The organism is Alkaliphilus crotonatoxidans (assembly GCF_054658015.1).
Window position 1 is genome coordinate 496,124 of record NZ_BAAHXS010000006.1, and the last position, 20,029, is coordinate 516,152.

Below are 20,029 nucleotides of genomic sequence, written 5' to 3' on the forward strand. Positions count from 1 at the left end.
CAGAAAAGAACAGGAGGTATCATTATGGCGAATTTAGTTGTCATGCCCAAGCTGGGGCTGACCATGAAGCAGGGAAAAATTACAAAATGGTTTAAGCAGGAGGGAGAGCCAATTCAAGCAGGAGAGAAGCTATTTGAGGTGGCCACCGACAAGCTGACCAATGAAATAGAAGCCAGCAGCAGTGGCATTGTGAGAAAGCTGTTAGCCCAGGAGGGAGATTCCGTTCCTTGCCTAAAGCCTATTGCCGTTATAGCAGAGGCCGATGAAGACATCGACGGTCTGATTCCCCAGGCAGGTGAAGCCCAACCCCAGTCGCCGACAGAGGCGCCTAAAGGCAGGGCCTCTGAGGCAGTCCCTGAAGAAAAAGAAACTAGAAGCACCGGCAGGATCATTGCTTCGCCGGCTGCCAGAAGGCTGGCCCGGGAAAAGGGAGTGGATTTAACCCATATTCAGGGGAGTGGCCCCAAGGGAAGAATTGTTTTGGCAGATGTTGAAAATGGCAGCCCCTTGGATAGAAAGGCGTCACCCATGGCCGTCAAAACCGCCGGTGCTTTGGGAGTCGATTTGTCAGAGGTCTTTTCCCAGGGGCGAATCATGAAGGAGGATGTATTGCGACACCATCACAATCAGCAATATGCCAGGGTAGTTAACCCCACAGAGATAAGAACCCCAATGAGCCAGATGAGAAGGGTTATTGCCGAAAGAATGACGGAAAGCTGGCATGTCTCACCAGCTGTAACCTATGATATTACCGTTGATATGACCCAGCTTAAGGGCCTTAAGGAGGAGCTGAAGGAATATCAGCGGCTAACCTATACAGATTTCCTTGTAAAGCTTGTGGCCCAGGCATTACTGGAGTTCCCGCTGTTAAATTCTTCAATCGAGGGAGATGAGATCATTACCAGAAATTATGTTAATATGGGTGTAGCTGTTGCCATTGAAAATGGCCTGATTGTACCGGTCATACAATATGCCGACCAAAAGGGTCTGAAGGAAATTTCAAGCCAGGTGAGGGACTTGGCCCACAGGGCTAAGACCAACCAGCTTACTGGCGACCAGCTTACAGGAGGTACCTTTACCATAACCAATCTGGGCATGTACGGAATTGATTCCTTTTCACCAATTATCAATCAGCCGGAGGTAGCTATACTAGGGGTCAATGCCATTAATGAGGTTCCTGTTTTGGATAAGGGTAATCTTGTCAGCAGACCCATGATGAAGCTTTCTTTAACTGCCGACCATCGAGTGGCCGATGGAGCTGTGGCGGCCCAGTTCCTTCATCGTGTGAAGCAATATATAGAAAAACCCGGCTTATTGCTGTTATAGGAGGTGGAACAATGAAGGTAGCTGTATTAGGTGGCGGTCCCGGAGGCTATGTTTGTGCCATACGTTTAGCCCAGCTAGGGGCTGAGGTCACCCTGATAGAGAAGGAAAGACTGGGAGGCACCTGTTTAAATGTAGGTTGTATTCCCACCAAGGTACTGCTCCATACGGCAGAAATCTATGAAACCCTTCACCGGGAAGGGCAGGAGCTGGGAATTCATATTCCAAAGCTGGCATTAGATTGGGCAGCCCTCCAGGGCAGGAAGGAGCAAATTGTCAACCAGCTGGTAGGTGGAGTAGAAGGGTTAATTCAGTCCAATGGAATTCGGCACCTAAAGGGAACCGGCAGGCTAATTGATCAAAACCATATTCAAGTGGAACTGACCCATGGGGAGCTTGAAAGGGTCTATTTCGACAAAGCGGTCATTGCCACCGGCTCAGAGCCTAAAATCGTCCCGATTCCAGGAGTAAATCAAGAGGGGGTTATTACCAGTACTGAAGCCCTTTCCTTAAATAAAGTGCCAGAGAGCATTTGTATTATTGGGGGCGGTGTCATTGGCTGCGAATTTGCAGGAATCTACAATGCCTTTGGTGCCCAGGTCACCATTGTAGAGGCGATGCCACGATTAATGGCCGCCCTGGATCAGGATATTGTGGAGGTTTTTCAAAATCAAATACTGGAATCAGGTGCCAAAATCCATGTTGATAGTAAGGTGCAGGCGATTCAAAGGGCAGATAACAAGCTTGCGGTACAGGTTGAAACCCCCAGGGGAAATATTACGATAGAAGCCGAAAAGGTATTAATGGCCATTGGCAGAAGCCCGGTGATAAAGAATTTGGGGCTAGAGGAAGTGGACATATTAATTGATAGGGGAGCCATTAAGGTAGACCCCAGGACAATGCAGACCAGCCTAGAAAACATCTATGCCATTGGCGATTGTAATGGAGGAACCCTTTTAGCCCACGTGGCCTCAGCAGAGGGGGTACTGGCAGCGGAAAGCATAATGGGAATCAGGCCCACCATTACCTTTAAGGCCATTCCTTCGGGGGTCTATACAAAGCCTGAGCTGGCCAGTGTAGGTTTAACTGAAGCAGAGGCCCAAAAACAAGGCTACCAGGTTAGAACAGGAATTTTTCCTCTCTATGCCAATGGGAAATCCCTCATTATGGGTGAGGGCAATGGTCTAGTGAAATTTGTAGTGGACGCTGCCACCGACGAAATCCTGGGACTCCATATGGCAGGGCCCAGGGCAACAGATTTAATTGTGGAGGGGGCCCTGGCCCTTAGACTAGAGGCCACCATTGATGAAATTATATCCACCATCCATGGTCATCCCACTGTGGGAGAAGCACTCCATGAAGCGGCCCATGCCGTCCATGGTACGGCCCTGCATCTGCCTAAGTAATTGACAGGAGGAAAACCATGCGTTATATTGTGAACCATTCAAAAAATCCCTATATTAATCTGGCTTTAGAGGAATACTGCTTGAAAAATGTGTTGCTGGATGAGGATTATTTTATACTGTGGCAAAATAAACCCTCCATCATCATTGGAAAAAATCAAAACACTCTGCAGGAAATTAATTCAACCTTTGTAGATCAGAGAAAAACCTACGTGGTAAGAAGAATTTCCGGTGGCGGAGCAGTTTATCATGATCTGGGAAATCTAAATTTCACCTTTATATCAAAGGTTCAGGATATCGATCAGGTGGATTTTAAAAAATATGTGGCCCCCATTATTAAGGTGCTTCAGGAAATGGGAATTCCGGCGGAGCTGTCGGGACGAAATGATATTACAGTGGAGGGGAAGAAGGTTTCAGGCAATGCCCAGCGAATCCACCAGGATCGTTTAATGCACCATGGTACCCTGATGTTTGATGTAAATTTAGAGGATCTGGCCGGCTCCCTCAGGGTCAGTGTCGATAAAATACAATCAAAGGGTATTGAATCGGTCCGAAGTCGAGTGGCCAACATTAAGGATTATCTGCAAGAGGAAATGAACGTCATTGAATTTTATCATCGAATAGAGAGGGCCCTTTCAAACAATTATCAATCAGAAGAAATGAAACTTACCAGGGATGATATGGAAAAAATTCAAGCCTTGGCCATGAACCAATATGCCACCTGGGACTGGAACTATGGAGAATCGCCAGCGTGTAACGTAATGAATGAAAGAAGGTTTCCAGGGGGAAAAATCCAGGTGTTGCTGGATGTAATGGAAGGAAAAATTAAAAACTGCCGCTTTTTAGGTGATTATTTAGGTGTGGCAGACGTAGAGCCTTTGGAGGCTTATTTACAGGGGAAGCCCTATCAGAAGGAGCTTTTAAGAGAAGCCCTGGGGAAGGTTCCCATTAAACAATATTTTGGAGGAATAAATAAGGAGGAGCTGCTGGAGGTATTGTGCGGATAAACGCCTTCAGCAGTGAATTATAAGGGAAGAAAAAAGGCCCAGAGGTTGTTGAAATCTTGAGGGCCTTTTTCGTGGGAAAATATACTATTATAGATTTAATATTACCCATAAAATTAGCAAAGATATTTAATAAATTCTTATGCAGCCTTGACTTCGGGCAGAAAAGGAATAAAATTAAAATAAACTTATATCCTTCAATAAGAAAAATGGAAATGGTCAAGGAAGGCTTCTAAGCCGAAAGGAAGGTGCAGATATGAAGAAAGTAGTTGTTCTTATCTTAGTTGTATTGATCGTAGGAGGAATGGTTGGGTGCAGCCAGCAAAAGGAGTTTGATACGGCTGAATTAGAGTCCCGGGCAGAGGCCCTTGTAGAAAACATGATCAGGGGAGATTTTAAGGAGGCCAGAGCTGACTTCAGTCGGGAAGTAGCGGACATATTAACGGAAGAGGTATTAAAGGAGGGGTGGGATACCACCATTGAACCCCTTGGCAGTTATATCCGGCGGGTTTCCACCACCAGTACCACGAATAACCAGCAGCTCACTGTGAAGGTTCTTTTGGAGTATGAAGGCAATGGTGTTTTGGTGACCACAGTATTTAATACCAAGGGCCAGGTAACCGGCCTTAGAACCACCTACGAAGAAATTAAAGAGGCTGAAGGTGCCAATAGCCTCCTGGAATCGGATGTAACTATTGCCGGTGACCCAGGTCTTCCTTTGAAAGGAAAGCTGACCCTACCCGACGGGGTTGATAATCCTCCGGTGGTTATTTTAGTTCATGGGTCAGGGGCCTCTGATATGGATGAAGCAATTTCAGGCAACACCCCCTTCAAGGACATTGCCCAGGGCCTAGCAGACAGGGGGATAGCCACAATTCGCTACAATAAGCGATATTACCAGTATCCGGAGGCGGCAGAAAAGCTAGGAAATGCCATTACCCTGGAGGATGAAGTGCTGGAGGATGTCTATACTGCCATAGAACTGGCCAAGGCAGATGAAAGAATTAATTCCAAGGAAATATATGTTTTGGGCCATAGTCTGGGAGGCTCCCTGGCACCTGCCATAGCCGACCGATATCCTGAACTGGCTGGCATCATTTCCATGGCAGGTACCCTCAGGCCCCTCTATGAGGTTTCCTATGACCAGGTTTTAGAGGCGGCGGAAGCAATAAGACCGACCCTTTCGGATCAAGATAAGGAATTGTTGGAACAGCAGCTAAAGCAGGTTGAAGCAGATATAAAGACCCTTAGAAATCTGCCGGAAGATCTTTCTGATAACACCAAGTTGCTGGATTTGCCTGTCAAATATTGGCGTTCTATTATACAATATTCAGGGGAGCGATATATTGACCGGGTGAGTCTGCCAATTCTTGTATTACAAGGAGATGCCGACTTTCAGGTTTATCCGGAGGTTGACTATGTGCTTTGGCAGGAAAAGCTGTCAAACAGGAACAATGCAACACTGCACCTTTATCCGGGGCTAAATCATCTGATGATGCCAACCCAAAATAAACGGGATCTTTCTGAATATGCGGTGAAATCAAAGGTAGATAATCAAGTAATGGATGATATTGCTGAGTTTATTCATCATAATGAATCATAAATAATTTTGTAAAAAAGGTAAAGTCAGGTCAATCGACTCTTGTAGACGATATTTCGTATATAGCCGTTGGTTGACCTGGCTGTTTATTGATGCCGTTGATGAAAAAAGCTATAGAACACATAAAAGCAAAATAGCAAAAAAAGACCTAAAAGAAGGGAATAGCCAATAGAAAATTGATTGAGATGCTGAACCAGATGTGAAGCTAAAAGTAAAGTAAAAATCTTCTGTTTTTCATTGTATTGTATAAAGGGATAGGCAGCCAGATAAAACTGTTGTATACTGTCACTAGAAAATGGATTAAAGGGGGGATAAGACCATGGAAATATCTCAGACCTTAAAGGAGCAATTAAGCTCGATTCCACCAGCACCTGGGGTTTATTTTATGAAGGATCGCCAGGGAAACATTATCTATATAGGAAAAAGCAAGTCGTTAAAGTCGAGGGTTCGATCTTATTTTTATACAGAACATCAATGGAACAAGATTAAACGAATGGTCTTTCATATTTATGAGATAGAATATATCGTGACGGATACCCACCTCGAGGCACAACTATTGGAATGTAGCTTAATTAAGGAGCTTAAGCCCCCCTATAACAGTCAATTTAAAAATGATAGGGGGTACCAGTATCTAAAAATTGAAAGGAATCCGGGAAACCACCCCCTTGCCATTGTGACTGAAAGAGAGGATGACCATTGTATAGGGCCCTTCCGAAGCAAGCATATTTTGGGAGATGTAGCAGATTTTTTTCGAAATATTTATCCCATAACAAGGGGGCCGCAGGGCTATGACTTTACATATCATTTCTTACCCCAAATGATGGATACGGCAGGCTTTGAAAAAAATCGCAGCTGCCTGCTTGAAATATTTTCAGCAGAACAGGCCATGGAGATATTTTTAAAGGTTATTGAAGCAAAAATGAAAAAGGCAGCTGTAAAGTTACACTATGAACAGGCCCTATACTATAAAAATATGATGGATTATTTAAAATATTTGAAGAGCAATCCCTTAACAGGGGTGAACAGCGGTCAGGAGCCTGGGGAGCTCATATTGGGGGAAAGGCTGAAGGAAGGCTATAAGGTTTTTTATATTGCCAATGATGGCATTGTATTAAAACGGAGATATGCCAGGCTGTCTAAAAGGGCAGTGGCGGCCTTTATTAGGGAAGCCCAGAATCTTGCACCTTTACAGCAAGGAATAGATAATGAAAAGGCCAGAATTGATTTTAAGCAAATCATAGAAAAGGAAATAAAGGATTTAAACAATAAGACAATTTTAAAAATAGATAAATTTAACGATATAGAAACCTTTATCACCAATCTTCGGGAAAAATCAGCAGCTGACCTTTAGAGACAGCCTTTAAAGAGATAAATGCTATTGCTATTGTTATTGATGTTAAAATATAGTAGAATAAACGGCAGATGCCTTCAAAAAATCGCTTTAACAGGGGGATTAATAAATGAAAACCATAATAGGAACACATAACCAGGCCATTGTCTATACCGATCGGATTGACGATACGGCAGTAAAGCAGATTGAAACCCTCTGCTGTCAGGAATTTACCCAAAATAGTACCATTCGAATTATGCCCGATGTCCATGCAGGAGCAGGCTGTACCATTGGAACCACCATGACGATTTATGATAAAGTTGTTCCCAATTTAGTAGGAGTCGATATCGGCTGCGGCATGGAAGTAATTCGATTGGGCAATAAAAATATAGAGCTTCAAAGGCTGGACAAGATAATCTATGAAAAAATTCCCAGTGGCTTTGGGATACGAGATAAGGCCCATCCCTATAACGAAGAAATCGATTTAGAAGCGCTTCATTGTAAGGGGGATGTTAATTTAAACAGGGCTCAAAGGAGCATTGGCACCCTTGGAGGCGGAAATCATTTCATCGAGGCCAACCGAGATGAAAAGGGACAGTTATACCTGGTGGTTCATTCCGGCAGCCGGCATTTAGGCAGACAGGTGGCAGAGCTTTACCAGCAGGAGGCCTTTAAAAGATTAAATAAAACAGCAATACCCAAGGCCCTGGCCTATGCATCAGGAGATTTGTTTCATCAGTATATTCATGATATGAAAATTGTACAGCAGTTTGCTGCCATCAATCGCAAGGCAATTCTGAGGGAAATTGTTAAGGCCATGAAGCTGGATGTTGTTGAGCAATTTACCACTATTCACAATTATATCGATACCGACCGCATGATTCTACGAAAGGGGGCCGTATCGGCCCAGGCTGGGGAAAAGCTGTTGATTCCCATCAACATGAGGGATGGCAGCCTGATTTGTGTAGGTAAAGGTAATCCTGATTGGAACTATTCTGCCCCCCATGGAGCAGGGCGGCTTATGAGCCGGATTCAGGCAAAAAACAGCCTAACCCTTTCGGAGTTCAAAAAGACCATGAAGGGAATTTATACCACCTCTGTTAGGAAAGAAACCCTTGACGAAGCCCCCATGGCCTATAAGCCCATGGAGGAAATCATAAGCCATATCAAAGACACCGTAGATATTGTTCATACCCTGCGGCCCATCTATAATTTTAAAGCAGCAGAATAGCATTAATAAAAAGCCCCTTAAGGTCAATAAATAAATGACCTTAAGGGATTTCCTTTGTTAATCGGCTTCAGTTTTAATAAAGCTGCTAAAGAGGCTATAGGCCCTCTGATCAGAGCGCTTTCTTTCCCCATATTCCTCCTGAAGGGTTTTAAGTTTTTTTGAAATCACTTCGGCCTCCTGGTCAGTTAAGTAGACTATGCCACTGGAAAGGGTACCTTGACCGGTTTTGTTCTCGACATGCTTTAGGAAAAGCTCTTTATTTCTTTCATATATGGCAGCAAAGGCCAATCTTTCCTCCTTAACAATTTCATTTATAAGCTCAGGACGTAATTTTTTCTTTTCAATTTTAAAGCATTCAGCGGTGGGTTCGTAGTATTTTTCAATAATTCCATCAATTTCTTCAATAAAGGCAACATTAATCAGACCTGTCTTTTCCATGTTTTTGAGATAATAATACACCTTGGTAGGTAGCTCCCCCATTTTAACTGCAATTTGTTTCACAGTGGCAGGCTTTTTTAGCTGTTGAAGGGTTGAAAATATTTCTAAACAATAGGGGTTAGTGAAGGCCTTTATTTCATCTACTGTAGTGAGGGTTTTTATCTTATTCATCGTAACACCTCCTGTAATATCAATCGTCAATGCAATCTTGTTTGCAGCAGATAAATCGAGAAAAAAATACCTTGTTTCAATAGCCAGAATTCTTTATAATTGTATAAACAAGCCATTTAAAGGAGGAACAGACTTTGCGACTAAAGGAACTGGCCGAACAGCTTCAGCAGCCCCTGAAGGAAGGTGAAAAAAGCTTTATTATATATCAGCAGGGGAGGCAATGGAAATATGAAGCCTATGAGCCCTGGGAACCAAATCAGGAGACTGTCAACGAAGTTGAAGAAAAGAAATATTTTATGATTAAACAGCGATTGGACGATAAAGCCATAATCATTAACGGGAAAAAGGATTTTGATCCCGATGAATTAGAGAATTTAGACTATATTCAGAATCAAATCAAAAAGTTAAAAAAATAATACGGATTATAACTGTGTAAAGGTCAGCTCAAAATCCCTTTTCAAGGATTGCTGACCTTTCGTTTTATATTAAATCCCAGGATAAGGGTGTACCCCTTTTTATATCCTGTTTTACGACTCTGCCAAGGAGCAGCTCATAATACCTGGGGGGCAGCCCCAAACCGGGTCTGATGGCCCTCAGATTCTCTCTGCTTAAAGCTTCGCCGGCTTTCATGTCCTTTGTAATATATAATGATCTTCTCAGGCCCACAGAGGATTTTTCTGCCTTGGTGGCACCATAGGAAATACGGCCCAGAGCCTGCCAGGCCCGTTGGGCTTCTATAACCAGCTGTGCCATCTCTTCAGGCTCTAAGGAAAAGGCGGCATCAACCCCTCCTTCGGCCCGGGAAAGGGTAAAATGCTTTTCAATTACTGTTGCCCCCAGGGCGATACTAGCCACAGCGGCCCCCACCCCCATGGTATGGTCAGATAAACCTGTATGGCACTGAAATAGCTCTTGCATATGGGGGATAGTAACCAAATTGGTGTTTTCGGGGGAGGCAGGGTAGGTACTGGTGCATTTTAACAGTATTAAATCTTGGCACCCAGTCTCCCTGGCGGTTCTGACGGTTTCATCCAACTCGGCAATGGTGGCCATCCCGGTAGATATAATCATGGGCTTTCCAGTGGCAGCAATTTTTTTAATTAAGGGTAAATCAGTATTCTCAAAGGAAGCCACCTTATAACAGGGGACATTCAGCTCCTCAAGAAAATCAACGGCACTCTCATCAAAGGGGCTGCTAAAGGCAATGATTCCCAGCTCCCTGCACCGATCAAAAATGGGTTTATGCCATTCCCAGGGGGTATAGGCCTCCTGGTAAAGCTGGTAGAGGGAATAGCCCTTCCATAGGCTTTTTTCTTCGTTGATCGTGAAGTGATCATCGTTTATATCCAGGGTCATGGTATCGGCTGTATAGGTTTGAAGCTTTAGAGCGTGAACACCTGCCTTGGCTGCGGCTTCTACGATTTTTAAGGCCCGTTCCAGAGATTGGTTATGGTTGCCTGACATTTCAGCAATAATAAAGGGTGGATAACCAGGGCCAATGGCTCTTTTACCCAGATACACGGGGGTAATCATAATTGTTTCCTCCATTCTTTTAAAAGCTGCCCTCGGGTTTCGTTCCATTTTTTAGGGAAGAGTGCATAAACGATCACGTCGATATAGCCGTTATTCCTTAGCAGATGTTCCTTGAGCCTGCCTTCCTCTACAAAGCCCAGTCGTTGGTGATATTGAAGACTTTTATGATTAACAGACAATACTTCTGCACATAACTTTCTAATATGCTGAACGTGAAATATATAATCTAAGGCCAGTATTCCCATGATCTTTCCAGCTCCCTTTGGTGCCTTGGGCTCGCCAATGTAAAAGCCCCATTCACACCGGTTATTAACGGGATCAAAATTGGTAAAGTTGACAAAACCCAAGGGAGTGTCCTTCCACACCATGATCTTGCCAATGATACCGTTGGAGGCCAGGGCTCTGTCAAACCAAAGATTGTGGGCCTGAGGGCTGATGATCTGGTCGTGATACATATTGATCCGTATATGCTTCTGGTTACGCCACTTGAAGAGTAAATCTCTGTGGTTTTCCTGCAAATCAACTAAATCACAATGACTTATTTCGATCATAAACAACCCTCCTAATGACTATGATGATTTAGCTTTGTTGCCTCCAGCAATTCCTTAATTAGCTTTTTATCCACCTTCCACTTTAATCGTACATCGGCATTAATTTTAGTCACATGGGGGTGGGTAAGCAGGTAATTTCTTATTTGATGAAAAAACAGGGGCCTGTGCTGAATATCCAAATCTCGATAAATATGCTCAAAGACCTCCAGGTCCTTCTGTTCATCCAAAGTTAGGCGCCATTGGGGATATTGCAGCTCCGCCGGCAGCTCAAGGCGATGAACAGAGAAAATATCAGGATTGTTGAGATAATAAAAGGAAAGATATTCGGTATGGGTCAGGGGCTTAGATTGATTCAGTAGACGTTTTAAGGCCTCTACGGTATAGACGTCTCCTGCTGTTCCAGGTGCATGCTCGGCCCTGGGCAGGGTTAAATCACTTCCTGTCCTTAAGTGGGCTTCAATTAGCAGGCTCAATATTTCCGGTGAAACGGCAGGGCAATCTCCTGTAACCCGGAGAATAATATTGGCGTTTGTTTCCTGGGCAGCCTGTAATAAACGCCCGGCCACATTATCTGGATCGCCACGTAAAACCTTAACCTTACCCCCCAGGGTAAATTCCTCAAGGGGATCATCCTCCGACAAATGAGAGGTCGCCAGTACCACTTGGTCTACCTCAGGCACTGCCAGGCAATTGATTAAACAGCGCTCCACCGAAGGAATCCCATAAATGGGAAGTAAGGCCTTTTGAGCCAATCGGGTGGATTTAAGTCTGCAAATTACTCCAATGGTGATTTTAGGCTTTTCCAGCTGCTCCATTAAAATTGGCTGGTCTTGAAGAATTTTTTTCTCTGATTGAACCACCAGGGGCAGCTTTTCCTTCAAGGCTTTAGGCATCAAAGCATTTTCAGCGGCACAGCGCTTGAAAGCTACCTTGTCAAGGGTTACAATTTCCCCAGGCTCCAGGGGGGTTTTAGCCACTACCCGAAGGGAATCCTTTAAATAGCCTCGCTCAGCTTCATTTACCTGGATGCTGCCCAGGGCCGGCTCTGCTATTCGAAGCTGATTGACCATAGCTTCAAATTCATGGGGTTCCAGGGCGGAAAAATAATCGTACCCCTTTTTATTACGATTAAGGGTTATGTGCTTTTCAATTAAGACCGCCCCTGCAAAGATGGCATATACAGGTAGGGCTTGGGCAAGGGGCTTTGAGGCATCCTCATGGTCAGCAAAGCCAACTGGAAGCTGGTAGCGATTCCTTAGGTACTGAATTCGCCTTAGATTGGCATCGGTTGTTTTGGTGGGGTAGCCCTGAAAGCCATGGATTAAAGTTAGTTTTTGGGTGCCTTTATGTTGGCGAACCAAATCGATAAAGCTGTCAATTTCACTGTCATACCAGCCACCAACCCCCAAAAGAACCGACTTGTTAAAGGTGAGTAGCTCTCTGATCATATCGTCGGACTGTATAATGGTAGGTGGAATTTTAAAGCCGTCAATCAGGGAATGAAATTCATAAACCAGGTTTAATCCCCATTGATCAAATACATCTACCCATATCTCCATTCCCAGCTCTTTGGCATATTTTAAAGCTTTTTTCCATATGGCCTGGGGGAAAAAGAGCTGTTGATAGGCCTCATAAAAGGAATAATCCTTTGTTGCCAGGTAATTATATTTAAACCACTGAAATTTTACTGCATCGGCCCTGGCGGCAGCCGCCGCCTTAATCAAACCCATCAGTATATTGGCATCTCCCTGGTGGGCGTTGGCAATTTCGGCAATGATTTTAGTTCTTTCCATTCTTCAATCCTCCATATTAATGTAATGTGATCATACTGTATTTTATGATTTGATACAAAATATGCCACTGCATCTCGGCACCCTTTTATTGGCGCTCTTCATATAATGAAGAAGGCCATAATCTTCGGATCACATATATATAAAGGAGTGCTTTGTCAATGAGTCGATTTACATTGGAACAGGAAGCCTTTTGGGGCTGGTGAATTTGGAAATCAATATATTGAACGGAACAATGATTTTACCAATAACATCTCTCTTATAGCAGAAATCCTATCCTATACCAGAGGGGTTAATTCTGTTTTAGAATTTGGGGCCAATATAGGTCTTAATCTTCAGGCAATCAGATTAATTAAGCCCAAAATGTCTTTGTCAGCTATAGAAATAAATGAGCAGGCAGCCAATCAATTAAAGGAGCTGGGCAATATTAAGGTATACCATCAATCCATTTTAGATTTTAAGCCCGATTATCAAAGAGATTTTGTATTGACAAAGGGTGTATTAATCCATATCAATCCCCAGTATTTGGATCAAGTCTATGAATTGCTGTATCAAAGCAGTAAAAAGTATATTTGTATTGCAGAATATTATAACCCCACACCGGTTTCTGTAGCCTATCGAGGACATGAAAACAAATTGTTTAAACGGGACTTTGCAGGGGAAATGCTGAAAAAATATAAAGATTTAAGATTAATCAAATACGGCTTTGTTTATCGATACGATCCCAATTTCCCTTTAGATGATATTACCTGGTTTTTATTAGAGAAAAGCTGATACCACACATCTTTTTAAATTGAAAACCCAGGGTGCTGAATAGGACTCTGGGTTTAATTTCCTTTATACGGCCTACTGAAAAGATATCAGTCTATTAAGAACCCTTTTGGCTCCCAAACCATCTATTAATTTTTGGCCATTCAGACTCATTTGACGACGCAGGCCAAAATCGTTCATTAATTGTGTAACCTTTAGACCAATGGTATTTTCAGTTATTTCATCAGCATTTCCAAGAAAAAGGGAAGCACCATATCTTTCATCGTATAGATGACAGAACCTTTGATTGGCTGCAGTTTTGATAATAAGGCTGGGCAGTCCTATATAGGCCATTTCCGCCAGGGTACCTCCTCCTGCTGAAATGGCTAAATCAGCCCATAGCATGTGGGTCAGCATATTTTTCACATTATAAAAAAGTGTGATTCCTTGGGTGCCTTGAATAAACTCTAAGAGCTCCTTTATATTTGAATAGGCCGGACCAATGATTACCCTAATGTGATAGGGTATATTGAATTGGGCTAAGCTCTTTAAAATTTTAGCTGTCATATTTGTAGGGTCAGAGCCGCCCATGGTAACCAATAGGTTTTTGCCTAGCGGGCGTATTTTTTTTGTATGACGACCAATTAAAAATTCACGACGTATAGGCATATATTCTGGGCCTAAAAGAAGTAATGTGGAGGGTTCTCGATTTTTGTACAGACTTTGGCTGGCTCCCAGGCCAGTATTTAGAAGGATATCGGCAAAGTAATAGGCTGAGTGACCATAATCATCCAATAGCATTAATCGGTGACCCTGGGTTTTTATAATATTTTGGTAGGATGCGTCAAATTGATACCCATCAGCAATAATCCAGTCGGCTTCCAGCCAGTCAGCGTACTGGGCGGTCAGCTGGGCATCAAGGTGGCTGCCCACGGCTATATGCTCTGGGGAAATAAAGGAGATGTCCTCGGCCTTCAGCAGGCTTCTTAGATGAAGGGGTAACGAAAGGCAAAGAAAAGTAATTTCATGGCCCAGATCCATAAAGGCCTGGGCCATGGCCAGGGAGCGCATAAAATGGCCTATTCCAATTTCGCTAGAGGCATCTGTACGAAACAAAAAATGCTGTCGGGCTTCTGGAATCAAAGAAAATCACCTTACTTTTCATGATAATAGGAAATTACCTTTTCCACGCCTTGAATTACGTCCCTTACATCCCGAAGGGTCATGGCAGGGAAGAGGGGAAGGGTAATCATTTCTTCGTATAAAGCCTCAGCCCTTGGACACAGGCCTTTACAATAACCTAGCTGCTGGTAATAGGGATGATAATATACAGGAATATAATGAACATTTACACCGATATTCTCCTTCAGCAGTGCTTCATAAATTTCCCTGCGGGAAGCCTTAAACTGTTTTAAATCCAGGCGTAAAATATATAAATGCCAGCTAGACAAAGCCTCGTCAGTGTGGACTGGAAGCTTAAGACCCTCTATTCCAGAAAAGGCTTCGTTATAAAGGTGAGCATATTTGCGTCTGATTTGTAAAAAACGATCCAGCTTTTTCAATTGACTCATTCCCAGGGCGGCTTGAATATCTGTCATTCTATAGTTGTAGCCCAATATTTGCATTTCGTGATACCAGGGGCCGGGATTCTGGCTAAGCCGGTGGGTTTCCTTGCAGATCCCGTGACTTCTAAATTGTTTCAGCAGATGAAAATACCCTTCATTATTTGTCGTGATGATACCGCCTTCCCCGGTGGTAATATGCTTGACAGGGTGAAAGCTGAACATGGTCATATCACTTAGGGCTCCAACGGGCTTCCCTTTAAATTGAGCCCCCAGGCCGTGGGCGGCGTCCTCTATCACAATCAGATTATGTTTTTTGGCCAAATCCTGAATCTGGTCAAGGGCCGCAGGTAATCCGGTGTAGTCAACGGGAATAATGGCCTTGGTTTTTTCAGTGATATTCGCTTCAATACACTTCGGGTCAATATTATAGGAAATTGGGTCTACATCTGAAAAAACAGGTACTCCCCCTTGATAAAGAATACAATTGGCACTGGCTGCGAAGGTCAGGGGGGTAGTAATCACTTCATCACCTTTATTGATGCCGGCAGCAAAGCAAGCCCCATGAAGGGCGGCAGTTCCATTGCTAAAGGCCACAGCATAGCTGGCCCCCACATAATCGGCAACGGCCTTTTCAAATGCTTCAATGGTTGGCCCGGTGGTTAAATAATCCCCCTTCAATATATTTACCACTGCATAAATATCCTCGTCATCCAGCCATTGTCTGCCATAGGGTAAAAAATCCTTCCTTATGGGCTTGCCACCATTTATGGCTAATTTTTCAGCACTCATTTTTAATACTTCCTTCCATATCCATTGATTTTAGTTTTTTCAAGGTGCAATCAGGCCCGAATTGACTTCCTTAATTAGCCTGGAGATTTCATCCTTTAAAAGCATTCCTGAAATTCGTGCAGGGTAAGCATAGTTTAAAAATTCCTTTCTCTTTTTTCTTGCTTGCTCCTGAATCCCAGGATTCTGTAAAAATTCCAGGATAAACTTTGCCAGCTCTTGAGGTGAATTGTATAGATAATCACTCATTTTTTCATAGTAGGCAAAGGGTTTATCACTTAATATACACAAGGGCTTATCAAATAACATGGCTTCAATTCCTACAGTGGATAAATTAATGACTACAAAATCAACATTGGGCAAAATATCAAAAAGCTTCATCCTTTTATCGGTAATAAATTTTACAGATTTATATTTACGTTCATAGTTCTGGTAGTTTTCCACAAGCTTTCTGGCCCTTTCTTTTTGTGAAAGCTCCCAGGGGTGAGGTTTAATGATAATTTCAAACTGAGGCAGGGGGGCCAACTGATCCATTAACTCATTCCACATGTTAACATAATTGGGCTGAGTAGCAAATAAAAGAATGGTCTTATTGGGGTTGAGCTTATATTTTTCTTGAAAAGCTGCCCTGGTCATATGTTTTTGAGTAAATATGTCATCAAATTGAGGATGACCAATGGTAAGCATTCGATTTTTCTCTAATCCCCGGTCAAGGTACCATTTTTTTTCATATTCCCCATAGATGGCCACCTTGGTGGTAAAGACAGGCAAGTAGGCCTCATCTCCTCCTAACAGACCATGCTGCATGCAAATACTGGGAATCCCCCTCCTACCCGCCATAATGGTTAGAACACGGCTGATTAAATCCTCTGTTGTACCCACAATCAGGCAAGAGACCTGGGTTCTTTCATAAAAATTTGAAACAGCAGCTATGATATCCACCATCTGGGGAATTAGCTTCATAAAGTAATCATAAAAAAATTGATTGCCATATATGGGATGGGTCTTAAGGGTTTTAAAAATTTTATCAGCCTTCTTCAGCAGCTTGTTGACGGCATTGTTGACATCAACCTGATAATGCTTAATAGAGTGTACTGGTATGCCTAAAAATTCCTTTTGCTCCCAGCGGGCAAAAATCATGGTTTGATCTTTATTAAAATTTCGATGGTAATTGTCCTCCGTAAAGCGTAAATAATCGAAATTTAGAAGCACCTTTCCTTTAAGGGCTTTCTTTTTCGGCGGCTGCTTAAGGGGGCTGATCCATTGCTCAAAGCTGGGTTGAATTTGACTGTTTTCCAGTTTAATAGAAAAATTATCCTTAAAGCTTTTTTTAGACATTTCTCTTCTGGCTGAATCATCTAATAGTTGATAGAAGTTGGTTAAAAGGGCCAGTGGAATTTGCTTGTATCGTATCCCTCCAAATACCTTAAGGAAATCTAAAAATAACAGCCAATAATTGGCTAGGTATTCATTTCTTTTCATTTTATTTACCACTCCTTATTTTTCTAAGACTATCTCTCAATTCATTGCAGGTTCTTTGTTCAGGCAGCATTTTTGCAAATTCGCTTTTTTCTTCAGAAAACATTTGAGTGTGGAGAGACGTAGCAGTAATATAATTTTCATCCAAAACTTCATTGATATGATAAAAGGGCCAAAAATGATTAAGCCGCCAAAAAAATCTTGCATCACCTCTTAAATAAAATCCTGGGTCCTCGTCCCAATAGCTACCCCATTTTTCATATATAATCGGTAATATACTTTTTCTGTGCATAATAGAACAGTGATCCACCTGACAGGGAGCAACCCATGTTTTTGACTTGGCTGGACGCTCAATGGTATCAATAAGTACATTTTCCTCGTCAATGTATTGAACCTTTGAGCCTGAATAGACAATCATGATGCCCGGGTTTTTATCAAGAAATTGAACCATCTTGGCCAGACGATCGGGGCAGTAGATATTGTCATCGGTTGCATAGGAAACATATTCACCTTTAATTTTAGTTAAGGCATAATTAATTAAGACGGCATATCTGATTTTTTCAGCTCGTTCCTTAAGAGACGAGACATTACTGCGAAAATATTGAATACGGGGATCTTTAAGATAACCTTTTATTACTTTTTGGGTTTCTTTATTTGAATTATCATCCATGATTAAGAGCTCAAAATCGGGAAAGGTCTGATTTAAGACTCCTTCAATTGCCTTACCCACAAAGGCGGGCTTATTATAGCTTGTCATGATAATTGAAACCTTGCACAAAGTTAATCACTCCCTATATCAAGCTTTAGAATTTCCTTCGTTTATATTATGAAAAATTGATGCCAATTGTTAACCAGTTAAGTTAGGATGAAGATTTTATTTTTAACTCTGAGAAGTATCAATGCTTCCATTTAGGGAATTTAAGCCTGGAATTTTATATGAAACTAAGCTATAATACAAATTAGTGCAAGCTTTAAATTTGAGTTATTAACCAGAGGAAATACCTAAAGAAAAGAGGTTAAACATGGAGAAAAAGGAAGCAATATTAGTGGTCAGCTTTGGAAGCAGTTATGAAAAGGCCAGAAAAAGAGCCATCGAGCCGATAGAGACGCTCATTGAGGAAACGTTTAAAAACTACCATGTAGCCAGAGCCTTCACATCCAATATTATTATCAGAAAGCTGAGGGAAACCCAGGGAATTCACATTGATACCCCGGAGGAAGCCATAGAAAAGCTTATCAACAAAGGCTTTCAAAGAATTATCGTTCAGCCTTTACACCTATTGGCAGGCTTTGAATATGAAAAAATTCAAAGGGCCTTGGCAGCTAAACATAGACCTGGAGTAGAGCTTCGACTCGGAAAACCCCTTTTATATGATGACATTGACTACCAAAGGGTTGTGGATGCACTCCAAACTCAATTGCCTGCCCTTCAAGAAGATCAAGGCGTACTATTGGTAGGTCACGGTAGTGATCATGGGGCCAATGAATCCTATCAAATACTTCAAAAACATCTACAGGCACGAAATTTACCCATTATTGTCGGTACCATTGAAGAGGGATTAACTGCTTCAATTAATGGACTGAAGCAAGGCAATTATAAAAGTGTTATCTTGATGCCCTTTATGGTGGTAGCGGGGGATCATGTCATAAATGACCTCCTGGGAGATGATCCCGAGGCATGGAAAAATCAACTGGAATCCCAGGGCTTTTCCGTTGAAGCATATGAAAAGGGAATAGGAGAAAATCCTGCATTTCAAAGACTTTATGTAGAGCACGTAAATGATGCATTGAACTAGATAAATTTAATTTAGAAAGGAAAGAGCACATGGCTAAATTTTATGGTATTGGTGTAGGTCCCGGGGATCCAGAGCTATTGACCCTCAAGGCCGTTAGAATTTTAAAAAGTATTGATGTCTTACTGATTCCCCAGACTAAACGGGAGAAAAAGGGTGTTGCCCATCGAATTATTGAATCCTTTTTAAAGGATGAAATAGAATTGGTTTATTCAGATTTTCCAATGGTTTCTGAGGAGAAGAGCTTTGAAGTCGCCGGAAAAAAGGCTGCTCAGATAATAGAAGACCAGGTTGCTCAGGGTAAAAATGTAGCCTTTGTTACCTTAGGCGATCCCTCTGTTTACAGTACCTATGGCTATATACTCAAGGCCCTGGATCAGGCCGTTGAGGTAGAGACAATTCCAGGAATCACCTCTTTTTGTGCTGCTGCTGCCATGGCCAACAGACCCCTGGTAGAAAAAAATGAAATATTGTCAATTATCCCCATGAACGCCGAGGATGATAAAATTGATCAAGCCCTGGCAGCTGGAGATGCCTTTGCGTTTATGAAGCTGTATAAACGGGAAGAACGTCTAATTAATCATTTAAAGCAGCATCAGATGGAAAAGGACGCACTCCTGGTTCAACGGTGCGGCTTTCCTGAGGCAATTGTTCATAGGGATGGAATTAAAGGACTTATGGAAAATGATGATTACTTAACTTTAATATTGAGCAGGAAAAAATAATAAAAATAGAGGAGGCCTTAAGTTTTAAGCCTCCTCTATTTTTTATGACCAGCTTTTTCATTATAATTGATCAAAAACTGTTCCATGGCCTGAATAGACTCCTTACTAATAACGTGCTCTATGGCACAGGCATCAGCATCAGCAATGTCAAAATCGATATTTAAAACCTCAGTAAAAAAATGAAGAATAAGCTGATGCTTTTTAGAGGTTTGCTGGGCAATTTTAAGCCCCTTGGGAGTAAGAAATACCTCTTGATACTTTTTACTGATTATTAACCCCTTTTCTGAAAGAACAGACATGGCACTGCTGGTACTGGCCTTGGTAACACCCATTTTATTGGCAATATCCGTTACTCTTGCCCCTTTTTCTGCCCCAGAAAGCTCATAGATGGCTTCCAGGTAATTTTCCATGGCGTAAGTTAGTTTTTCCATTTTTATTCTCCTTCAAATTCTGAGTAGAAAATATTACTTCAGTCAAATTCCAAAAGCCTAATATACAGAAAGCTAAAAAACGAAACAGATAATTCTTCTGATATTTTAACATATATCTAAAACCTT

General features: G+C 42.3%; 18 protein-coding genes and 1 pseudogene. 10 read left to right on the plus strand and 9 right to left on the minus strand.

What is annotated here, in order from left to right:
* Positions 1-24 precede the first annotated feature (24 nt).
* The 6 genes from ACYQ1I_RS14410 (at position 25) to ACYQ1I_RS14435 (ending at position 7,891) form a co-directional block, all read left to right on the plus strand.
* A complete protein-coding gene (locus ACYQ1I_RS14410; RefSeq protein ID WP_459766518.1) occupies positions 25-1,326 on the plus strand; it encodes a dihydrolipoamide acetyltransferase family protein in 1,302 nt (433 codons plus the stop codon).
* Between the two features lie 11 nt (positions 1,327-1,337).
* Positions 1,338-2,729 (plus strand): dihydrolipoyl dehydrogenase, encoded by a 1,392-nt coding sequence (lpdA, locus tag ACYQ1I_RS14415; protein ID WP_459766520.1) that lies wholly within the window; start codon positions 1,338-1,340, stop codon positions 2,727-2,729.
* Between the two features lie 17 nt (positions 2,730-2,746).
* Positions 2,747-3,733: a lipoate--protein ligase gene (lplA, locus tag ACYQ1I_RS14420; protein WP_459766522.1), complete on the plus strand. Its 987-nt coding sequence runs from the start codon at positions 2,747-2,749 to the stop codon at positions 3,731-3,733.
* 253 nt (positions 3,734-3,986) lie between these two features.
* A complete protein-coding gene (locus ACYQ1I_RS14425; protein ID WP_459766524.1) occupies positions 3,987-5,333 on the plus strand; it encodes an alpha/beta hydrolase in 1,347 nt (448 codons plus the stop codon).
* Between the two features lie 316 nt (positions 5,334-5,649).
* Positions 5,650-6,681: a GIY-YIG nuclease family protein gene (locus ACYQ1I_RS14430; RefSeq protein WP_459766526.1), complete on the plus strand. Its 1,032-nt coding sequence runs from the start codon at positions 5,650-5,652 to the stop codon at positions 6,679-6,681.
* A gap of 109 nt (positions 6,682-6,790) precedes the next feature.
* Positions 6,791-7,891, plus strand: a complete 1,101-nt coding sequence (locus ACYQ1I_RS14435) for an RtcB family protein (protein WP_459766528.1) — start codon at positions 6,791-6,793, stop codon at positions 7,889-7,891.
* Between the two features lie 57 nt (positions 7,892-7,948).
* On the opposite strand, the gene ACYQ1I_RS14440 is transcribed toward ACYQ1I_RS14435, so the two are convergent.
* Positions 7,949-8,500, minus strand: a complete 552-nt coding sequence (locus tag ACYQ1I_RS14440; RefSeq protein ID WP_459766529.1) for an ArsR/SmtB family transcription factor — start codon at positions 8,498-8,500, stop codon at positions 7,949-7,951.
* Between the two features lie 134 nt (positions 8,501-8,634).
* On the opposite strand from ACYQ1I_RS14440, the gene ACYQ1I_RS14445 reads away from it, so the two are divergent.
* The gene (locus ACYQ1I_RS14445) at positions 8,635-8,916 is read left to right on the plus strand and encodes a hypothetical protein (RefSeq protein WP_459766530.1); all 282 of its coding nucleotides are present in this window, start codon (positions 8,635-8,637) and stop codon (positions 8,914-8,916) included.
* A gap of 64 nt (positions 8,917-8,980) precedes the next feature.
* On the opposite strand, the gene pseI is transcribed toward ACYQ1I_RS14445, so the two are convergent.
* The 3 genes from pseI to ACYQ1I_RS14460 are packed head-to-tail and all read right to left on the minus strand — an operon-like array spanning position 8,981 to position 12,377.
* On the minus strand, positions 8,981-10,081 hold the full coding sequence (gene pseI, locus ACYQ1I_RS14450) for a pseudaminic acid synthase (protein WP_459766531.1): 1,101 nt from the start codon (positions 10,079-10,081) through the stop codon (positions 8,981-8,983).
* Positions 10,030-10,584, minus strand: coding sequence for a UDP-4-amino-4,6-dideoxy-N-acetyl-beta-L-altrosamine N-acetyltransferase (pseH, locus tag ACYQ1I_RS14455; protein ID WP_459766533.1), 555 nt, complete (start codon positions 10,582-10,584; stop codon positions 10,030-10,032). Before pseH ends, pseI begins: the two co-directional genes overlap by 52 nt.
* Positions 10,585-10,595: 11 nt before the next feature.
* Entirely contained in the window at positions 10,596-12,377 is a 1,782-nt protein-coding gene (locus ACYQ1I_RS14460) for an N-acetylneuraminate synthase family protein (RefSeq protein WP_459766535.1), read from the minus strand.
* A gap of 198 nt (positions 12,378-12,575) precedes the next feature.
* On the opposite strand from ACYQ1I_RS14460, the pseudogene ACYQ1I_RS14465 reads away from it, so the two are divergent.
* Positions 12,576-13,148, plus strand: a pseudogene (locus ACYQ1I_RS14465) (pseudaminic acid biosynthesis-associated methylase); the annotation flags it as partial.
* A gap of 72 nt (positions 13,149-13,220) precedes the next feature.
* Here ACYQ1I_RS14465 and pseG read toward each other — a convergent pair.
* Genes pseG through ACYQ1I_RS14485 form a run of 4 tightly spaced genes read right to left on the minus strand, consistent with a single transcriptional unit; the run spans position 13,221 to position 17,711 of the window.
* On the minus strand, positions 13,221-14,267 hold the full coding sequence (gene pseG / locus ACYQ1I_RS14470) for a UDP-2,4-diacetamido-2,4,6-trideoxy-beta-L-altropyranose hydrolase (RefSeq protein ID WP_459766536.1): 1,047 nt from the start codon (positions 14,265-14,267) through the stop codon (positions 13,221-13,223).
* 11 nt (positions 14,268-14,278) lie between these two features.
* A complete protein-coding gene (pseC, locus tag ACYQ1I_RS14475; RefSeq protein WP_459766538.1) occupies positions 14,279-15,478 on the minus strand; it encodes a UDP-4-amino-4,6-dideoxy-N-acetyl-beta-L-altrosamine transaminase in 1,200 nt (399 codons plus the stop codon).
* Between the two features lie 39 nt (positions 15,479-15,517).
* Positions 15,518-16,957, minus strand: a complete 1,440-nt coding sequence (locus ACYQ1I_RS14480; RefSeq protein ID WP_459766540.1) for a capsular polysaccharide export protein, LipB/KpsS family — start codon at positions 16,955-16,957, stop codon at positions 15,518-15,520.
* Position 16,958: 1 nt separating this feature from the next.
* Positions 16,959-17,711, minus strand: a complete 753-nt coding sequence (locus ACYQ1I_RS14485) for a glycosyltransferase family 2 protein (RefSeq protein ID WP_459766542.1) — start codon at positions 17,709-17,711, stop codon at positions 16,959-16,961.
* 265 nt (positions 17,712-17,976) lie between these two features.
* On the opposite strand from ACYQ1I_RS14485, the gene ACYQ1I_RS14490 reads away from it, so the two are divergent.
* Both ACYQ1I_RS14490 and cobI read left to right on the plus strand, forming a co-directional pair.
* A complete protein-coding gene (locus ACYQ1I_RS14490) occupies positions 17,977-18,750 on the plus strand; it encodes a sirohydrochlorin cobaltochelatase (protein WP_459766544.1) in 774 nt (257 codons plus the stop codon).
* Between the two features lie 29 nt (positions 18,751-18,779).
* Positions 18,780-19,472, plus strand: coding sequence for a precorrin-2 C(20)-methyltransferase (cobI, locus tag ACYQ1I_RS14495; protein ID WP_459766546.1), 693 nt, complete (start codon positions 18,780-18,782; stop codon positions 19,470-19,472).
* Between the two features lie 35 nt (positions 19,473-19,507).
* On the opposite strand, the gene ACYQ1I_RS14500 is transcribed toward cobI, so the two are convergent.
* Positions 19,508-19,903 (minus strand): metal-dependent transcriptional regulator, encoded by a 396-nt coding sequence (locus tag ACYQ1I_RS14500; protein WP_459766547.1) that lies wholly within the window; start codon positions 19,901-19,903, stop codon positions 19,508-19,510.
* Positions 19,904-20,029 lie beyond the last annotated feature (126 nt).

What these genes read in the sequence shown, in the direction of transcription:
- ACYQ1I_RS14490 (WP_459766544.1), top strand. Translation starts at nt 17,977, where the DNA reads ATGGAGAAAAAGGAAGCAATATTAGTGGTCAGCTTTGGAAGCAGTTAT.
- pseC (WP_459766538.1), bottom strand. Translation starts at nt 15,478, where the DNA reads ATGAGTGCTGAAAAATTAGCCATAAATGGTGGCAAGCCCATAAGGAAG.
- pseH (WP_459766533.1), bottom strand. Translation starts at nt 10,584, where the DNA reads ATGATCGAAATAAGTCATTGTGATTTAGTTGATTTGCAGGAAAACCAC.
- lpdA (WP_459766520.1), top strand. Translation starts at nt 1,338, where the DNA reads ATGAAGGTAGCTGTATTAGGTGGCGGTCCCGGAGGCTATGTTTGTGCC.
- ACYQ1I_RS14480 (WP_459766540.1), bottom strand. Translation starts at nt 16,957, where the DNA reads ATGAAAAGAAATGAATACCTAGCCAATTATTGGCTGTTATTTTTAGAT.
- ACYQ1I_RS14425 (WP_459766524.1), top strand. Translation starts at nt 3,987, where the DNA reads ATGAAGAAAGTAGTTGTTCTTATCTTAGTTGTATTGATCGTAGGAGGA.
- ACYQ1I_RS14485 (WP_459766542.1), bottom strand. Translation starts at nt 17,711, where the DNA reads ATGACAAGCTATAATAAGCCCGCCTTTGTGGGTAAGGCAATTGAAGGA.
- ACYQ1I_RS14430 (WP_459766526.1), top strand. Translation starts at nt 5,650, where the DNA reads ATGGAAATATCTCAGACCTTAAAGGAGCAATTAAGCTCGATTCCACCA.
- cobI (WP_459766546.1), top strand. Translation starts at nt 18,780, where the DNA reads ATGGCTAAATTTTATGGTATTGGTGTAGGTCCCGGGGATCCAGAGCTA.
- pseI (WP_459766531.1), bottom strand. Translation starts at nt 10,081, where the DNA reads ATGGAACGAAACCCGAGGGCAGCTTTTAAAAGAATGGAGGAAACAATT.
- lplA (WP_459766522.1), top strand. Translation starts at nt 2,747, where the DNA reads ATGCGTTATATTGTGAACCATTCAAAAAATCCCTATATTAATCTGGCT.
- ACYQ1I_RS14460 (WP_459766535.1), bottom strand. Translation starts at nt 12,377, where the DNA reads ATGGAAAGAACTAAAATCATTGCCGAAATTGCCAACGCCCACCAGGGA.
- ACYQ1I_RS14410 (WP_459766518.1), top strand. Translation starts at nt 25, where the DNA reads ATGGCGAATTTAGTTGTCATGCCCAAGCTGGGGCTGACCATGAAGCAG.
- ACYQ1I_RS14435 (WP_459766528.1), top strand. Translation starts at nt 6,791, where the DNA reads ATGAAAACCATAATAGGAACACATAACCAGGCCATTGTCTATACCGAT.
- ACYQ1I_RS14440 (WP_459766529.1), bottom strand. Translation starts at nt 8,500, where the DNA reads ATGAATAAGATAAAAACCCTCACTACAGTAGATGAAATAAAGGCCTTC.
- ACYQ1I_RS14500 (WP_459766547.1), bottom strand. Translation starts at nt 19,903, where the DNA reads ATGGAAAAACTAACTTACGCCATGGAAAATTACCTGGAAGCCATCTAT.